Genomic DNA, 16,802 nt, shown 5'->3' with positions numbered 1-16,802 from the left:
CTTCAACAAAAGGCCTTCTATGTCAGACAGATTGTCAAAAATTATCACCAAAGGTGGTGATAAAGGAAAAACCTCCATTGCTGGCGGTATTAGACTTTCTAAATCCTCAGCACGAATCCATGCTATTGGTGATATCGACGAACTGAATTCATCTTTGGGTGTTCTTATGGCAGAACTTGAGGTGCATGAGAATACTGCTCACTTAATGTCTGATATTCTCTCAATACAACACGATTTATTTAATCTTGGCGGTGAACTGGCCATGCCAGAGATGGAAATTCTTCAGGAAGATGCCCTTACCTTTCTGGAAGAAAAATCCGAAGCGATGAATCAGAGCTTACCACCACTTAAAGAATTCATATTGCCCTCAGGAAGTAAACCAGTGGCCTTTGCTCATGTAAGCAGAAGTATTTGTCGTCGAGCAGAACGTCAATTGGTTGAGCTTCACCAAGAAGACAACAATGTTCGTCCGTTGAGTTTGAAATTTCTTAATCGACTTTCGGATTATCTGTTCATCCTAGCCAGAAGCATTGGCCAGCTGGACGGGCAGCAAGAAATTCTGTGGCAGCGGTAGTCAGGCTAATTACAGTCCAGCCCCTTTCATACCGACATAAAAAAACCGCTCACAAAGAGCGGTTTTTTTGAGAACGATCTAAAATTACGCTTCAGTCGTTTCTTCTAAGTCTTTCATAGTCAACTTAACGCGACCGCGCTGATCTACATCCAGCACTTTCACCTTAACTTCTTGACCTTCAGAAAGAACATCGGTCACTTTCTCGATGCGCTCATTCTTAATTTGAGAAATGTGAACAAGACCTTCTTTACCAGGAAGGAAAGCAACAAAAGCACCAAAGTCTACAATCTTAGTAACCTGACCTTGGTAAATTGCACCGATCTCAGCTTCAGCAGTAATTGCTTGAATACGCTCAAGCGCAGCATTGGCACCTGTACGATCATCAGCAAAGATCTTGATGTTGCCATCGTCATCGATATCAATCGAAGCACCAGTCTCTTCAGTGATAGAACGAATAGTCGCACCACCTTTACCGATAACTTCACGAATCTTATCAGGATGGATTTTGAAGGTTTCCATCACAGGCGCATTATCAGACAACTGTGCACGAGGCTCAGAGATCACTTTATTCATTTCACCAAGAATATGAATACGAGCGTCATGTGCTTGATTCAAAGCAATGGTCATGATTTCTTCAGTGATACCCTGAATCTTAATGTCCATCTGCAGAGCAGTAATACCTTCATCAGTACCTGCTACTTTAAAGTCCATATCACCCAAGTGATCTTCATCACCAAGAATGTCGGTTAGGACTGCAAACTGCTCACCTTCTTTTACCAAGCCCATTGCGATACCAGCAACAGGCGCTTTAAGAGGTACACCAGCGTCCATCAAGGCCAAACTTGCACCACACACACTTGCCATTGAAGAAGAACCGTTAGATTCAGTAATCTCAGACACAACTCGAAGTGTATAAGGGAATTCTTCTTCCGTTGGTACCATCGCTTGAACACCACGACGAGCCAAACGACCGTGACCAATTTCACGACGACCTGGGCTACCTAGACGACCACATTCACCTACTGAATACGGAGGGAAGTTGTAGTGGAAAAGGAAAGGATCACGCTTGTCACCTTCCAAAGCATCGAACATTTGAGCATCACGAGCAGTACCCAAAGTCGTAGTAACGATTGCTTGCGTTTCACCACGAGTGAACAACGCAGAACCGTGAGTCTTACCAAGTACGCCCACTTCAACATTAATTGGACGAACTGTTTTGTTGTCACGACCATCAATACGCGGCTCACCGCTTACAACGCGTGTACGAACAATATTCTTTTCTAGAGAAGCGAATACAGCAGAAACCTCATCTGCTGAAGGCTGACCTTCTTCATCGCCAGAAATCGCTTCTACAACTTCAGCACGAAGTATAGAAAGACGGCCATAACGCTCCATCTTATCTGTGATGGTATAAGCTTCACCAATTTGAGTACCAAATTTCTCATTAATCAGTGTTTTTAGGTCAGTATTTTCTGGCTCTGCTTCCCATACCCAAGCAGGGGTATTTACTTCAGCTGCAAATTCTTTTACCGCTGCGATTACTGCTTGTTGCTCTTTATGGGCAAACAATACAGCACCTAGCATCTCTTCTTCGTTTAGCTCATCAGCTTCTGATTCAACCATAAGCACAGCTGATTCAGTCCCTGCAACCACCATATCAAGCAAAGAGTTTTCTAGTTGCTCAATGGTCGGATTAAGGAAGTAACCATCTTCATCGGTGAAACCAACACGAGCAGCACCAATTGGGCCACTGAATGGAACACCAGAAATAGCCAGTGCAGCAGAAGTACCGATCATAGCTGCGATATCTGCATAAGACTTCTTGTCAGCAGACATTACAGTACAAACTACTTGTACTTCGTTTTTGAAGCCTTTCGGGAAAAGAGGACGAATTGGTCGATCGATCAGACGTGAAGTCAGAGTTTCAAACTCTGATGGGCGGCCTTCACGTTTCAGATAACCACCTGGAATTCGTCCTACAGCGTAGAACTTCTCCTGATAATGAACCGATAAAGGAAAGAAGTCCTGACCAGGCTTGGCTTCCTTACTCGCTACCACAGTTACCAGAACAGTGGTTTCGCCCATTGTAACCATTACAGCCCCAGTCGCTTGACGAGCAACACGACCAGTTTCTAATGTGACTGTTTCGTTTCCATATTGGAATGTTTTAGTAACCGGATTCACGGCTTAATATCCTTTATCTAATTAAAATCATTTCTTGAAGAAGTTCTATCTAGCGCATTTGTCTTGAAGAGCAGACTAGCGACGTAGACCTAGACGCTTGATCAACGCAACGTAACGACCGTGATCTTTCTTGTTTAGGTAGTCCAACAACTTACGACGTTGGTTAACCATACGAATCAAACCACGACGAGAGTGGTGATCTTTATGGTTAGCTTTGAAGTGAGATTGAAGACCTTCGATATTCGCAGTTAGCAATGCTACTTGAACTTCTGGAGAACCAGTGTCGCCTTCAGCTTGTTGAAAGTCTTTTACAATTTCAGCTTTTTTTTCTGCACTTAGTGCCATGATAACTTGCTCCAAATAAAAATATGCTTTGAAAGTTTTAAGTCATTAAGACTTAGGAAAATAAAGCCCGTGCATATTTACAGACTCATTCACTCAGTAGGAAGAGGCAAAGCAGATGCATCTATCTCTTCCATGTTTACCAACCGTTTAGGCTGTAAAACGTTGCCCGGTAATAAATCAGCGACGCCTAAAAAGCGTGCACTATTTTCACCAGACTCGACATTATACAGTCTTATAAGCTCTTGAGTAGGGTTTTTATCGCTCTCTTCAAGACCTTGATCAGATTCTCTGATTTGCTCAGCTTCTATCAAAATCTGACGTCCCATAAGGACATTTTCTACCTGTCCAGCATTCAACTCAGCAATCGGCATTTGACCTAGTCCGCAGTCAGCAAGTCTAAGTGCCTCACCCCGAACATCTGGTGACTCTAGGGCCTCCAATATCAGGCATTGATCGAGAACAAACGGGCCTGTTTTTGTTCGGCGCAGTTCTTTTACGTGCGCACCACAGCCTAACGCCTCACCAATATCCCGAACTAAAGACCGAATATATGTTCCTTTAGTACAGGTGACGTTTAATATTAGCTCATCATCCTCGATTGCCACTAATTCCAGCGACTTAATTTCCACGGAACGAGGCTCAATATCAATAACCTTACCTTCACGAGCCAACTTATAGAGAGGCTGACCATCACGCTTAAGTGCAGAGTACATTGGAGGCACTTGCTTGATCGGCCCTCGGAACTCTTGCAACACCTGCTCTACAGTCTCAGCGTTTAACTCAGGCACCAAACGCGTTTCAACTACTTCACCTTCTGCGTCTTCAGTGGTCGTCGTTTGCCCCAACTTTGCTCGTGTAATATAGGCCTTGTCAGCATCTAACAAAAACTGACTAAACTTGGTCGCTTCCCCCAAACAAATGGGTAACAAACCTGTTGCCAGAGGATCCAACGCCCCGGTGTGCCCTGCTTTTTTTGCCTGGTATAACCAACGAACTTTCTGTAAAGCCTGGTTTGAGGAAAGTCCTTTAGGTTTATCCAATAGAACAACACCGTTAATGGACAACCCTTTACGTTTTCTTGCCATGATCAGTTACAACTAGTGATAGGCCTATAAGGACTTAATCTTCGTCTGAATTACGTGCTTTATCTTCACGAACCGCTTTCTCAATTAACGATGAAATGCGCATACCATTCTCAAGCGTATCATCAATAAAAAAGCGTAACTCAGGGGTAATTCGAGCGCGTAGCGCCTGACCGACTTTGGTTCGCAAAAATCCAGCCGCTTTATTTAGCACTTTAACAGCCACATCGTTAGCTTCTGCTTTCGATTCATCCGTTTGAGCACCAAATGGCATAACCGTTATATACACGTCTGCATAGCCAAGGTCACGACTTACACGAACATCCTGAACAGTAACCATGCCTAAACGTGGATCTTTAATTTCAAATTGGATCAGATGAGCCAACTCTTTTTGTAAAAAGTCACTGACCCTATCAGTACGGGCAAATTCTTTCATTTAATTACAACCTGTAAATAGAAAAGCTCGGAGAAAGGTTTCCACCTTCACACCGAGCAATCCTTTTAACGACTCAGCTGCATCCACTAAGTCAGTATTTGACTAAGTTACAGAGAACGTTGAACTTCCACGTCTTTGTAAACCTCAATCTTGTCACCAGCTTTAACATCGTTGTAGTTCTTAACACCGATACCACATTCAAAGCCGTTTCGAACTTCATTTACATCGTCTTTAAAGCGACGTAATGATTCAAGCTCACCTTCATAGATAACCACGTTATCGCGAAGAACACGAATACGTTCATTACGATAAATGATTCCTTCGATAACCATACATCCAGCAATCGCGCCGAACTTAGGTGAACGGAAGACATCACGAACTTCAGCAGTACCCACGATTTCTTCTCTGAACTCAGGAGCAAGAAGACCACTTAGAGCCTGCTTCACATCATCAACAATGTCGTAGATTACAGAGTAGTAACGTAAATCCACTTCTTCACGATCGATAATTTCTTTCGCAGATGCATCTGCACGAACATTAAAACCAAAGACAATCGCATTAGAGGCTAGCGCAAGGTTAGCGTCAGTTTCAGAAATACCACCAACACCACTACTGATGATTCGAACCGCCACTTCATCGGTTGAAAGATCTTGCAGTGCACCTGTTAATGCTTCCAAAGAACCACGAACATCGGTTTTAAGAACGATGTTAAGCTCGCTCACTTCACCTTTGCCCATATTCTCGAACAGATTTTCAAGCTTAGATGCCTGCTGACGCGCAAGTTTAATCTCACGGTATTTACCTTGACGGAAGTTAGCTACTTCACGAGCTTTCTTCTCATTAGGTACAACCATGAAGTCGTCACCAGCATTTGGCGTTCCACCCAAGCCAAGAATCTCAACAGGAATAGACGGCCCTGCAACATCAACAGGCTGACCATTCTCATCAATCAAGGCACGCGCTCGACCAAATTCTTGACCCGCTAAAACGATATCACCTTTTTTGAGCTGTCCCGCTTGAACAAGAATAGTCGCAACAGAACCACGACCTTTATCCAGTTTAGACTCAATTACAACACCTTTGGCAGGTCCTGTAGCAGGTGCTTTAAGCTCAAGCATTTCCGATTGAAGCAATACAGCATCAAGAAGCTCATCAATACCTTGACCGCTATGAGCAGAAACATTCACAAACTGAACATCACCACCCCAATCTTCTGGAATCACATCTTTTGCTGCCAGTTCATTTTTCACGCGATCAGGATCAGCTTCTTCTTTATCGATCTTGTTAACAGCAACAATGATCGGTACGCCTGCGGCTTTCGAGTGCTGAATAGCTTCTTCCGTTTGTGGCATCACACCATCGTCAGCTGCAACCACAAGGATCACGATATCCGTCGCTTTAGCACCACGAGCACGCATTGCAGTAAATGCGGCGTGTCCTGGGGTATCAAGGAATGAAATCATGCCATGACCAGTTTCTACATGATATGCACCAATGTGCTGTGTAATACCGCCCGACTCGCCTTTCGCCACGCGCGATGTACGGATGTAATCCAACAAGGACGTTTTACCATGGTCAACATGGCCCATTACGGTCACAACAGGCGCACGTGTAGTTTCTTCAGTGTCGTACTTAACATCTTCAGCAATTTCAAACTCAACTTCGTTTTCACGAAGCAGTTTAAACTTATGGCCCATCTCTTCAACGATCAACTGTGCCGTTTCCTGATCAAGCACTTGGTTAATAGTTACCATAGAGCCCATGGTAAACATCACCTTAATTACTTCAGCGGCTTTAACTGACATTTTCTGAGCCAGATCGCCAACAGTAATGCTTTCAGGAATTGTTACTTCACGCACAATAGGTGCATTTGGCATCTCAAAGGCGTGCTTATTCTGCTCTTTACGCTTCTTCTTAGGACGACGAATGGTACGTTCTTCACCGTACTCATCATCCAAGCTAACTTTACGACCTGCACCGCCTTTGGTTTTATGCTCTTTACGCTTCTGACCTTCTTCCGGTTTTTTGACGTTAGCACGTTTTTTGGCTGGTTCAGCCTTCTTCTTAGCAGGTTCTTTTCTTGCGCGCTCTTTCTTAGCGGCATCTTCAGAAGAGTCATTTACGTCACCCGCCGATGTTTCAGTAGCAACATCTTTTGAGTCTTCCTTAGTATCTTCAACAGTAGCTTCCGCTTGAGATTTATCAGACGCAGAAACCTCTTCCACTGCAGTTTCTTCAGAAACTGGCGCTTTAGTCTCTTCAACCTCTGCAACTTCAACTACTGGAGTTTCTTCTAACACTTCTTGCTCTGCACTCGCTGCTGCCGCCTCTTCTGCTGCAGCTGCCTCTGGAGTACGTTTCACATAAGTGCGCTTTTTACGAACCTCAACATTTACCGTCTTGCTTTTACCTGCGCCCGCTGGTGCTTTGATGGTAGTTTTGGTTTTACGCTGTAAAGTAATTTTCTTAGGCGATGAACTGCTGTCACCACGACTACGCTTTAAGAAATCCAACAACGTTTTCTTTTCAGATTCAGTTACATGATCAGTTTCTGTTTGCTGATTCAAGCCGGCGTCTTTCATTTGAGAAAGCAATTTATCCGTAGGTACTCCTACGACTTCGGCTAACTGTTTAACTGTCAACTCTGCCATAACTCGGTAATACTCCTTCGTTAGCCCTTATTCTTCACCTTCAAACCAATGTGCACGTGCCGCCATAATAAACTTAGCTGCAACTTCTTCATCATTGATCGCTTGAATCTCCATCAGATCATCAACAGACTGCTCTGCTAAATCATCCAATGTTCTTACACCCGCTTGGTTAAGTGCCAAAGCGGTATCATGATCCATTCCTTCGATTTCAAGAATGGCTTCATCCAACTGTTCTTCAGACGCTAAAGCTTTATTCAATAAAGAATCTTTAGCTCGAGCACGAAGCTCCTCAACGGTATCTTCGTCCAAACCGTCAATCTCTAGCATTTCCTCGAGAGGTACATAAGCAACCTCTTCCAGAGTACTAAATCCTTCTTCTACCAAGAACTCAGCAAACTCTTCATCAACATCTAAGTTATCGACAAAGTTAGAAATCAACGAGGATCGTTCTGCTTCCTGTTTCTGACCAGCTTCTTCTTCAGTCATTACGTTCAGCGCCCACTCAGTCAAGTCACTCGCTAAACGAACATTCTGACCGCCTTTACCAATGGCCATGGCAAGGTTATCTTCAGTCACTGCAACGTCCATAGTATGGCTGTCTTCATCAATAACAATTGAAGCCACTTCAGCCGGTGCCATAGCATTGATCACCAATTGAGCCGGGTTATCGTCCCACAGCACAATGTCAATACGCTCGCCACCCAATTCATTTGATACTGCTTGAACACGAGAGCCACGCATACCAACACAAGCGCCTACTGGATCAATACGCTTGTCATTTGTCTTCACTGCAATTTTGGCACGTAGACCTGGATCGCGAGCAGCACCTTTAATCTCAATGACTTCTTCAGAAATCTCAGGAACTTCTATACGGAACAGTTCAATCAAAACCTCGGGAGCTGCACGACTTAAAATCAAGCGAGGACCACGAGAGTCTTCACGGATAGCCAACAACAATGCTCGTACACGCTCACCAATTCTGAACGACTCACGACCAATCAATTGATCTCTAGGCAACTCTGCTTCCGCATTGTTTCCTAAATCAATGAATAGTTTGTCACGGCCTACCTTCTTCACTACACCAGTAACAAGCTCACCCACTCGCTCACGATATTGAGAAACAATTTTCAGACGCTCAGCTTCACGAACTTTCTGAACGATAATTTGTTTAGCAGCCTGTGCACCAATACGACCAAATTCAATATTTTCAATTTGCTCTTCGTATACATCGCCAGGCTTGAGATTTTCATCTTTTTCCGCGGCTTCTTCAGTAGTGAACTCTGTGCCAAGCTTTGCAAGCTCATCATCAGGAACTACCAACCAACGACGAAACGTATCAAAATCACCGCTTTTACGATCAATATTTACAACAATATCGCTGTCTTCATCTTCGTAACGTTTCTTGGTTGCCGTTGCCAACGCCAGCTCAATAGCTTCAAAGATAATCTCGCGGTCCACTCCTTTTTCGTTGGAAACCGCTTCAGCTACCAGCAGAATCTCTTTTCCCATTTCACTCTACCCTTTAACTAATGTCTGTCACTTGAATTGTGGCTCGACGTTGGCCTTTTCAATCGAATCAATCGGCAAGCAATACTCGTGGTTATCCACTTGAACCACAATATCGCTGTCCTCCACACCATTAAGACGTCCGGTAAATTTGCGACGTCCATCAAACGGAAAGCGTAGTTTTACTGCGACTACCTGACCAATGTATTTCTCGAACTGTTCCAAAGTAAATAGAGGTCTGTCCATGCCTGGAGACGATACTTCCAGGCTATATTCAGAACTAATTGGATCTTCTACATCCAGAACAGCACTCAACTGACGACTGACCTTCGCACAGTCATCCACTTGAATACCGTTTTCATGATCAATAAACACCCGTAAAATCGAATGTTTACCTTGAGCAATATATTCCAAGCCCCAAAATTCGTAACCCAATGAGTCTACGACTGGTGCCAACATCTCTTGTAACTGGTTAGATTTGGTACTCAAATGCACCCAACTCCAATCTACTGATTAAATATCAGAAATAAATTCAAAAAGCCTATAAACAAAAAAAGGGCTTGATAGCCCATTCCTTGAAAGTCTTTATTCCAGCTAGAAAAAAGCCCCTGTACTTGGGGCTTATTTCGAGCGACCTCTCAAGGTCGAGGCAATTATAGTCAACTGCCCTACCCTGGTCAATGATTGGTGCCGAAGGCCGGACTCGAACCGGCACGACCATACAGTCACCACCCCCTCAAGATGGCGTGTCTACCAATTTCACCACTTCGGCTAAATTCAGAACCTAAATCTTAGGATTTATTCTGCAACCTGAGGAACTTCATTCTCAGAAGTAGCATCAAGCGCAGGAAGCTCAGCTTCCTCTGCAACCGGTGCTACGTTTTGCTCTTCTACTGGAAGCTGTGGTAAACCAGCCTGCTCAGCAACACCTGCCTGCTGTTTAGCAATCATTGCCAAACCTAAGCTTGTTGCAAAGAAAAGGGCTGCAAGTAAGGAAGTAGACTTCGTTAGAAAGTTACCTGACCCCTGACTACCAAACACAGTCTGTGAGGCACCACCGCCACCAAAAGCCGCACCAGCATCAGCGCCTTTACCCTGCTGAAGCAAAACGAGCGCTATAATAGCGACTGCGAATAAAACATGCAAACTTAATAAAATAACTTCCATACCGTTATCCCGCTGCCTTACAAATGGCAATAAAATCATCAACTTTCAGTGAAGCACCACCAATCAAACCACCATCAATATCTGCTTGTGAAAACAAATCCGATGCATTTTCAGGCTTAACACTACCACCATATAAAATTCTTACTTTCTCAGAGTCATCCTGAGAAACTTTTGTCAATACAGCACGAATAAACGCATGCATTGACTGAGCTTGTTCTGGCGTCGCCGTTAACCCAGTTCCAATAGCCCAAACTGGTTCATAAGCAACCACCACTGAACCTAAGTCCTTACTTAGCCCATCAAGTGCGGCCAACAACTGAGCTTCAACAATCTCTTCAGCCCTACTTTGCTCACGCTCCTCCAAAGTTTCACCAACACAAATAATTGGCACCAAACCAGCACCTAAAGCGGCTTTAACCTTGGCTGAAACATCCTGATCAGTTTCAGAAAACAAACTTCTTCGCTCAGAGTGCCCAAGAATAACATAACGACACCCAATTTCTTGAAGCATACCTGGAGAAACTTCCCCAGTATAAGCGCCCTCAAGTTCAGCGCTACAGTTTTGAGCTCCAAGAGTGACATTAGAATTCACTAACGCCGCCGACACCCTATCTAAATGGATAAACACAGGACAGAGTACAACATCAACGTCAAGCTCCGAAGCCTGAGAAACAACTCCACTGGTAAGTGCTTGAACTGATTCAACCGAACCATTTAACTTCCAATTACCAGCCACTAAAGACTTACGCATTCTCATCTCCATAACCCTGAGCGGGCGACAATACTATATTCTTTATTTAGTAAGATCAAGAACACTATTAAAAGAGCGCTTCCACAAAGAAGAAAACTAAGACGCGGCTTTCTTCACCACTTCAACCAAACAAGTCACTTCACGGTCAATCTCTTCCTGATCAACACCTTCAACCATGACCCGAACTAATGGCTCAGTTCCCGATGGACGTAAAAGTACTCGCCCCCGCCCTTCCATTCTCTGTTCAGAAAGCTCTACCTCCCGAGCGATTTCGGGCGATGTCATAACTGCTTTTTTATCTTCAACTTTAACATTTACAAGTTTTTGAGGGCACTTAGTCATTCCCTGTCTTAACTCAGCTAAAGATGAGCCGGTTTCAAACATCACCTCAAGAACCTTAAGCGCACTGATCAATCCATCACCAGTTGTGGTCATATCACCCAAGACTATATGCCCCGAGTTCTCTCCTCCCATAACCCACTGGTTCTCTTTCAGTGCCTCCATGACGTAGCGGTCACCCACATCTGCCCGAACAAAAGGAATATCCATACTCGCTAAAGCGCGCTCAAGGCCAAGATTAGACATCTTAGTCCCCACAACACCACCAAGCATTTCGCCCTTAAGTTTTTGATGGCGTGCCAAGATATAAAGAATCTCATCACCATCAACAAATTCGCCATGATCATCCACTAAAATTAAGCGATCACCATCACCGTCAAATGCAATACCAATATCCGCCTTCTCAGCCAGAACAACTCTCTTTAGAGCTTCAGGGCTAGTCGAACCACACCCTTCATTAATATTAAAGCCATCTGGATTCACATGAATTTCACTCAAATTCGCACGCAATTCAGCCATCACAGCAGGCGCCACCTGATAAGTTGCACCATTTGCACAGTCCAGCACCATTTTCATTTCAGATAAATCTAACTCATCCGACACCCGACTCTTGCAAAACTCAACATAACGACCGCGCGCATCCTCAACACGGAATGCCTTACCCAGCTCAGAGGAGTCAACCACTTCCATTGGCGCATCAATCATCGCCTCAATTTCCAATTCAAGCTCATCAGGAAGTTTTGTTCCCTGTGCAGAGAAGAATTTTATGCCGTTATCATAAAACGGATTATGAGAAGCACTAATTACGATCCCCGCCTGCGCCTTAAACGTTCGGGTCAAATACGCAATGGCCGGAGTTGGAATAGGACCAAGCAAACCAATATTGACACCAGCCGCAGATAAGCCAGCTTCTAAAGCCGATTCAAACATATAGCCAGAAACACGAGTATCCTTACCAATTAAAATAGTACTCACGCCCTTACGACGGAATACCTTACCTGCAGCCCATCCTAGTTTCATAACAAAGTCAGGGGTCACAGGAGCTGAGCCCACTTTGCCTCGAATTCCATCAGTCCCAAAATACTTACGACTACTCACGACTTATTTACCTTTATTCTTATATTCAACAAAAACATCAAACATCAAACATCAAACATCAAACATCAAACACAGCTTGAGCGATTTTAATAGCATCAACAGTCTCAGGCACATCATGAACCCGAATAATATTAGCTCCATGCATAGCTGCAATAACCGCACTGGATATACTCGATGATAATCGCTCACCAACCTCTCGCTCTGTAAGCAACCCCAACATAGACTTTCGGGACAAACCAACCAACAAAGGCATACCAAACGACGCAAAGTCCTTCAGACGTTTCAGCAACATTAAGTTATGCGTTAGCGTTTTCCCAAACCCAAACCCTGGATCCAATATCAAGTTTTCTTGCGCTATACCCGCAGAAACACACGCATCAATACGCTGTTGAAAAAAATCTGCCACGTCCGATACTGCATCTTGATAATTCGGATTATCTTGCATTGTCTGAGGGCTTCCTTGCATATGCATCAGACACACAGGCAATCCAGAATCAGCCGCAACGTGTAAAGCACCATCTCGCTGCAGCGCACGAACGTCATTAATTAATCCCATACCCAGCGCGGCGGCTTCAGATAAAAGTTCAGGAGAACTACTGTCCACAGAAATCACAACATCAAGCCGCCCTGCCAACTTTTCAATAACAGGTAATACTCGATCCATTTCCTCCTGAAGAGGCACTTCAACTGCACCCGGACGCGTAGACTCTCCACCAACATCAATAAAAGAAGCCCCCTCTGATACCATCCGTTCAGCTTGAAACAACGCACTATCAAGTGAATTATACTTGCCACCATCAGAGAAAGAATCGGGAGTTACATTAAGAATCCCCATTATATGGATACGATTCAAATCCAGCTCAGTAGAACCAAACTTCATAATTTTTATCTACTCTCGTAACCTAAATCTATAGATGCTATCTAAAAAAATATGGGCGCAGATGAATACTATTCATCATGCGCCCATATTCATTATCCTCACAAAACTCAGCTTTGGTTTGCAGGACCACCAACATTAGAATCTTTAAGATCCGCATTAGAATCAGTCGATTCCTCTGTTTTCACATCATCAACCTTATTTGAAGATCCCGATCCAGAAGAACCATCATCATTCCAGCCTTCGGGTTCTCTAGGTTCTTTACCTTCCATAATATCTGCAATTTGCTTTGAATCGATCGTCTCATACTTCATCAATGCATCAGCCATGGACTCAAGTAAATGCTTATTTTCGGTTAGGATATTTTCAGCACGAGTGTAACACTTATCAATAATATCTCTGATTTCAGACTCTAGTTGGTTCAGAGTAGTACCAGAAATATGCGAAGATGAACCAGCAGACTTACCTAAGAAAACCTCGCCTTCACCTTCCTCGTACAATATTGGCCCCATTTTTTCTGAAAAGCCCCATTTGGTCACCATACTACGAGCAATATCAGTAGCTACCTTAATATCTTGAGACGCTCCACTCGTTACACCTTCAGGCCCACGAAGCATCACTTCAGCAATTCGTCCACCGTAAGCACTCGCAATCTTACCTTCCAGCCACTGACGGGTATAAGAATTACGATCTTCCTCAGGAAGATACATGGTTACCCCTAAAGCCCTACCACGAGGAATAATAGTCACCTTGTGGACAGGATCGTGCCCTGGAGTCAAATATCCAACAATTGCATGACCTGCTTCATGCCAAGCTGTAAGCAGCTTTTCTTTCTCAGACATCACCATGGATTTGCGCTCTGCGCCCATCATGATTTTATCTTTAGCCAACTCAAACTCTTCCATAGAAACTAAGCGCTTATTAGCACGTGCCGCAAATAGAGCCGCTTCATTACATAGGTTTGCCAAATCAGCACCAGAGAAACCAGGAGTTCCTCGAGCAATTACGGAAGCATCCACATCATCAGCAACAGGCACTTTACGAATATGAACACCCAGAATCTGCTCACGACCACGAATATCCGGCAAACCAACCACAACCTGACGGTCAAAACGACCAGGACGTAATAATGCAGGATCAAGCACGTCAGGGCGGTTAGTCGCAGCAATTACAATGATGCCATCGTTAGCTTCAAAACCGTCCATTTCTACTAATAGTTGGTTCAGGGTTTGCTCACGCTCATCATGACCACCGCCTAAACCAGCGCCACGATGACGACCTACCGCATCAATCTCATCAATAAAGATAATACAAGGGGCTTGTTTCTTAGCTTGATCAAACATATCGCGAACACGAGACGCACCAACACCAACAAACATTTCAACAAAGTCTGAACCAGAGATAGTAAAGAATGGAACTTTTGCTTCACCTGCAACCGCTTTAGCAAGCAATGTTTTACCTGTACCTGGAGGACCAACCATTAAAACACCGCGAGGAATTTTACCGCCCAAACGCTGGAACTTACCTGGGTCCTTTAAGAAATCGACTAATTCTTGAACATCTTCTTTTGCTTCATCAACACCGGCAACATCAACAAACGTCGTTTTAATCTGATCTTCACTCAGCAAGCGGGCCTTACTTTTACCAAAGGACATAGGCCCCTTGCCGCCGCCACCGCCGCCCTGCATCTGGCGCATAAAAAACATAAAGACAACAATAATTACTAAAATCGGGAAGCTAGCCACCAACAGCTGAGTCCAGATGCTCTGTTGCTCTGGTTTCTTACCCTCAATTTGAACCCCATTGGCAAGTAACTCATCAACCAATGCAAGATCAACCAGCTCAGGCCGTACCGTTTCAAAACGGGTACCGTTTTCTAACTGACCAGTAATAACCGCACCTTCTACAGTAACAGCCTTCACTTGACCAATTTTAACTTGCTCAACAAACTCCGAGTAACTGTACTCGGTTGATGGAGCAGTTTGATCAAACTTATTTAGCACCATTACAACAACAGTTGCGATAATGGCCCACAATATCAAATTCTTCATTACGTCGTTCAAGGAACAACCCTCTTTCATTTCTATGATGAATACTTAGCTGCTGCCCAGCTATCATCTGCAACAGACTCGTACATGTTACAGTATGACTCCGACAACAAACAATCTCAAACAGTTCGATAAATAAGAATGATTTTCTTAAACCGTCACTCACATTAATCTCTAATGCTTTAGAGATTCATTGCTTATAACCTTGCAACCATACAACACCTAAAAAGAGAGACACTGCGTTGCAGAACAAATACAACCTTTAATCCCTTCAATAAGTTAATGGTATAAGTTTCTAAAAAGAATACCCGTAGCTACTCTTTATATAGGGGCACTTTTAAGAACCTCAAGAGCGAATGAAGATTTCATTAATGAAGAGTTGTCAGATTAGATAACACATTTAGTTAGCAACGCCAGCTGAATAGGTTACAATTCGCGCCAGCTCAACTTTCCGGAGAACAAATCCTCATGGCAAAAAGCCCTGCATCTAAAATTACCAATGCTAAAAAAAGAGAATATCGCAGTATTGGCCACAACCTTAACCCTGTGGTTATGGTAGCGGAGAATGGGATTTCCCAAGGCGTAGTCGAAGAAACCAACCGCGCACTTGATGATCACGAACTTATTAAAGTCAAATTCAACATCAATGATCGAGACGCAAGAGCAGAACTCATTCAAGAGCTATGCAAAGAAACAAATGCGGAATTAATTCAAACGATCGGAAAAATCGCGTTAATTCTTCGATTTGCAAAAGAAAGAAACGAACGCCTTTCTAATCTTCTTAGATAACCTAAGACTTCTAGATTGCAAATATTCAATAAAAAAGGTCACTAAGCAGTGACCTTTTCTATGACAACAGAGTATTCAGTCTTTCCGATTTGCCAGCAGAATAATACCCAGCAATGACACCATGCCGTAAAGTAAATCCTGTTCAGGCATCACAACATCAACCTGATATTGTCGGTAACTATAAACTCCCGAGAGAAGCAACATGATTACCAACAAACTCGATTGAGTTTCCAATAACGGCTTCTTAGCCACTGACAATTCAAACATCCGCCCAATCAAGACAACCAAACCACAAAAGATCCCCACATTAATCGTTAGGTACTTTAGCCCTAAGGCAAGAGACTGCCATTCAGGTAATGATTTAGCGATATAAGGAACTGCCAGATAACCAACAGACCACAGCGCCCCCAACCAGAAAGTCAGAATCAGACGAGATCCCGCTCCTATTTGAGGACTAACGGACTTAGACTCTTCCATCAGATGTAGTGAACCTGTGAAATTTCATATTCCACTTCACCACCAGGCGCAGCAACCACTACGATATCCTCTTCCTCTTTACCAATCAGAGAACGAGCAATCGGAGAAGTCACTGAAATTTTACCTGCCTTGATGTCTGCCTCATCTTCACCAACAATCTGATAACGAACTTCGCCATCCGTATCCAGATTAATCAGATCTACCGTCGCGCCGAAAATCACCTTACCGCTATTCTGCATAGAAGTAACATCGATAACCTGAGCATTTGACAGTTTACCTTCAATCTCTTGAATGCGGCCTTCGATAAAACCTTGCTGCTCACGAGCTGCATGGTATTCAGCATTTTCTTTAAGATCACCATGTTCACGAGCCTCAGCAATGGCAGCAATTACACGTGGGCGATCTTCGGTTTTCAAACGAGTTAATTCGTCACGCAGGCGTTGCTCGCCTGCGATCGTCATTGGTACTTTATTCATTC

16 protein-coding genes and 1 tRNA gene are annotated in these 16,802 nt (G+C 43.8%); 2 read left to right on the top strand and 15 right to left on the bottom strand.

Annotated features, from left to right (window positions below; all coding sequences use genetic code 11):
- The first annotated feature begins 19 nt into the window (after positions 1-19).
- Entirely contained in the window at positions 20-574 is a 555-nt protein-coding gene (locus ACFOEK_RS00380; protein ID WP_386714469.1) for a cob(I)yrinic acid a,c-diamide adenosyltransferase, read from the top strand.
- A gap of 84 nt (positions 575-658) precedes the next feature.
- Here the strand turns inward: ACFOEK_RS00380 and pnp are convergent, their stop codons facing one another.
- The 13 genes from pnp to ftsH all read right to left on the bottom strand — a co-directional run bounded on the left by pnp (position 659) and on the right by ftsH (position 15,061).
- On the bottom strand, positions 659-2,758 hold the full coding sequence (gene pnp / locus ACFOEK_RS00375) for a polyribonucleotide nucleotidyltransferase (RefSeq protein WP_386714466.1): 2,100 nt from the start codon (positions 2,756-2,758) through the stop codon (positions 659-661).
- Positions 2,759-2,833: 75 nt separating this feature from the next.
- Positions 2,834-3,103 (bottom strand): 30S ribosomal protein S15, encoded by a 270-nt coding sequence (gene rpsO / locus ACFOEK_RS00370; protein WP_386714464.1) that lies wholly within the window; start codon positions 3,101-3,103, stop codon positions 2,834-2,836.
- 89 nt (positions 3,104-3,192) lie between these two features.
- A complete protein-coding gene (gene truB / locus ACFOEK_RS00365) occupies positions 3,193-4,188 on the bottom strand; it encodes a tRNA pseudouridine(55) synthase TruB (RefSeq protein ID WP_386714461.1) in 996 nt (331 codons plus the stop codon).
- 34 nt (positions 4,189-4,222) lie between these two features.
- Positions 4,223-4,621, bottom strand: a complete 399-nt coding sequence (gene rbfA, locus ACFOEK_RS00360; RefSeq protein ID WP_386714458.1) for a 30S ribosome-binding factor RbfA — start codon at positions 4,619-4,621, stop codon at positions 4,223-4,225.
- Between the two features lie 107 nt (positions 4,622-4,728).
- The gene (infB, locus tag ACFOEK_RS00355) at positions 4,729-7,272 is read right to left on the bottom strand and encodes a translation initiation factor IF-2 (RefSeq protein WP_386714455.1); all 2,544 of its coding nucleotides are present in this window, start codon (positions 7,270-7,272) and stop codon (positions 4,729-4,731) included.
- Positions 7,273-7,299: 27 nt separating this feature from the next.
- Positions 7,300-8,781 (bottom strand): transcription termination factor NusA, encoded by a 1,482-nt coding sequence (gene nusA, locus ACFOEK_RS00350; protein WP_386714453.1) that lies wholly within the window; start codon positions 8,779-8,781, stop codon positions 7,300-7,302.
- Positions 8,782-8,808: 27 nt separating this feature from the next.
- Positions 8,809-9,267, bottom strand: coding sequence for a ribosome maturation factor RimP (rimP, locus tag ACFOEK_RS00345; RefSeq protein ID WP_386714450.1), 459 nt, complete (start codon positions 9,265-9,267; stop codon positions 8,809-8,811).
- A 196-nt stretch (positions 9,268-9,463) separates the two neighbouring features.
- A tRNA-Leu gene (locus ACFOEK_RS00340) sits at positions 9,464-9,550 on the bottom strand.
- Between the two features lie 26 nt (positions 9,551-9,576).
- Positions 9,577-9,945, bottom strand: coding sequence for a preprotein translocase subunit SecG (gene secG, locus ACFOEK_RS00335; RefSeq protein ID WP_386714447.1), 369 nt, complete (start codon positions 9,943-9,945; stop codon positions 9,577-9,579).
- 4 nt (positions 9,946-9,949) lie between these two features.
- Complete coding sequence (tpiA, locus tag ACFOEK_RS00330; protein WP_386714444.1) at positions 9,950-10,696, bottom strand: triose-phosphate isomerase; 747 nt, start codon at positions 10,694-10,696, stop codon at positions 9,950-9,952.
- A 96-nt stretch (positions 10,697-10,792) separates the two neighbouring features.
- Positions 10,793-12,133, bottom strand: coding sequence for a phosphoglucosamine mutase (glmM, locus tag ACFOEK_RS00325; RefSeq protein WP_386714441.1), 1,341 nt, complete (start codon positions 12,131-12,133; stop codon positions 10,793-10,795).
- 58 nt (positions 12,134-12,191) lie between these two features.
- Positions 12,192-13,013, bottom strand: coding sequence for a dihydropteroate synthase (folP, locus tag ACFOEK_RS00320; RefSeq protein WP_386714438.1), 822 nt, complete (start codon positions 13,011-13,013; stop codon positions 12,192-12,194).
- Between the two features lie 107 nt (positions 13,014-13,120).
- A complete protein-coding gene (ftsH, locus tag ACFOEK_RS00315; RefSeq protein WP_449280211.1) occupies positions 13,121-15,061 on the bottom strand; it encodes an ATP-dependent zinc metalloprotease FtsH in 1,941 nt (646 codons plus the stop codon).
- Between the two features lie 465 nt (positions 15,062-15,526).
- Here ftsH and ACFOEK_RS00310 point away from each other — a divergent pair, with 465 nt between their 5' ends.
- Positions 15,527-15,847 carry a YhbY family RNA-binding protein gene (locus ACFOEK_RS00310; protein ID WP_386714432.1) on the top strand — a complete coding sequence of 107 codons (321 nt, stop codon included), beginning with the start codon at positions 15,527-15,529 and terminating at the stop codon, positions 15,845-15,847.
- Positions 15,848-15,922: 75 nt separating this feature from the next.
- On the opposite strand, the gene ACFOEK_RS00305 is transcribed toward ACFOEK_RS00310, so the two are convergent.
- Positions 15,923-16,324, bottom strand: coding sequence for a DUF4149 domain-containing protein (locus tag ACFOEK_RS00305; RefSeq protein ID WP_386714429.1), 402 nt, complete (start codon positions 16,322-16,324; stop codon positions 15,923-15,925).
- Positions 16,324-16,800 (bottom strand): transcription elongation factor GreA, encoded by a 477-nt coding sequence (gene greA, locus ACFOEK_RS00300; protein WP_386714426.1) that lies wholly within the window; start codon positions 16,798-16,800, stop codon positions 16,324-16,326. Before greA ends, ACFOEK_RS00305 begins: the two co-directional genes overlap by 1 nt.
- Positions 16,801-16,802 lie beyond the last annotated feature (2 nt).

Source organism: Litoribrevibacter euphylliae (assembly GCF_042646085.1).
Classification (GTDB): Bacteria; Pseudomonadota; Gammaproteobacteria; order Pseudomonadales; family Litoribrevibacteraceae; genus Litoribrevibacter; species Litoribrevibacter euphylliae.
This window is presented reverse-complemented; position numbering and strand designations above follow the sequence as displayed.

Coding starts and splice junctions, on each gene's coding strand:
- rpsO (WP_386714464.1), bottom strand. CDS start 3,103: ATGGCACTAAGTGCAGAAAAAAAAGCTGAAATTGTAAAAGACTTTCAA.
- tpiA (WP_386714444.1), bottom strand. CDS start 10,696: ATGCGTAAGTCTTTAGTGGCTGGTAATTGGAAGTTAAATGGTTCGGTT.
- greA (WP_386714426.1), bottom strand. CDS start 16,800: ATGAATAAAGTACCAATGACGATCGCAGGCGAGCAACGCCTGCGTGAC.
- ACFOEK_RS00310 (WP_386714432.1), top strand. CDS start 15,527: ATGGCAAAAAGCCCTGCATCTAAAATTACCAATGCTAAAAAAAGAGAA.
- folP (WP_386714438.1), bottom strand. CDS start 13,013: ATGAAGTTTGGTTCTACTGAGCTGGATTTGAATCGTATCCATATAATG.
- ACFOEK_RS00380 (WP_386714469.1), top strand. CDS start 20: ATGTCAGACAGATTGTCAAAAATTATCACCAAAGGTGGTGATAAAGGA.
- ACFOEK_RS00305 (WP_386714429.1), bottom strand. CDS start 16,324: ATGGAAGAGTCTAAGTCCGTTAGTCCTCAAATAGGAGCGGGATCTCGT.
- secG (WP_386714447.1), bottom strand. CDS start 9,945: ATGGAAGTTATTTTATTAAGTTTGCATGTTTTATTCGCAGTCGCTATT.
- infB (WP_386714455.1), bottom strand. CDS start 7,272: ATGGCAGAGTTGACAGTTAAACAGTTAGCCGAAGTCGTAGGAGTACCT.
- truB (WP_386714461.1), bottom strand. CDS start 4,188: ATGGCAAGAAAACGTAAAGGGTTGTCCATTAACGGTGTTGTTCTATTG.
- rbfA (WP_386714458.1), bottom strand. CDS start 4,621: ATGAAAGAATTTGCCCGTACTGATAGGGTCAGTGACTTTTTACAAAAA.
- ftsH (WP_449280211.1), bottom strand. CDS start 15,061: ATGAAGAATTTGATATTGTGGGCCATTATCGCAACTGTTGTTGTAATG.
- nusA (WP_386714453.1), bottom strand. CDS start 8,781: ATGGGAAAAGAGATTCTGCTGGTAGCTGAAGCGGTTTCCAACGAAAAA.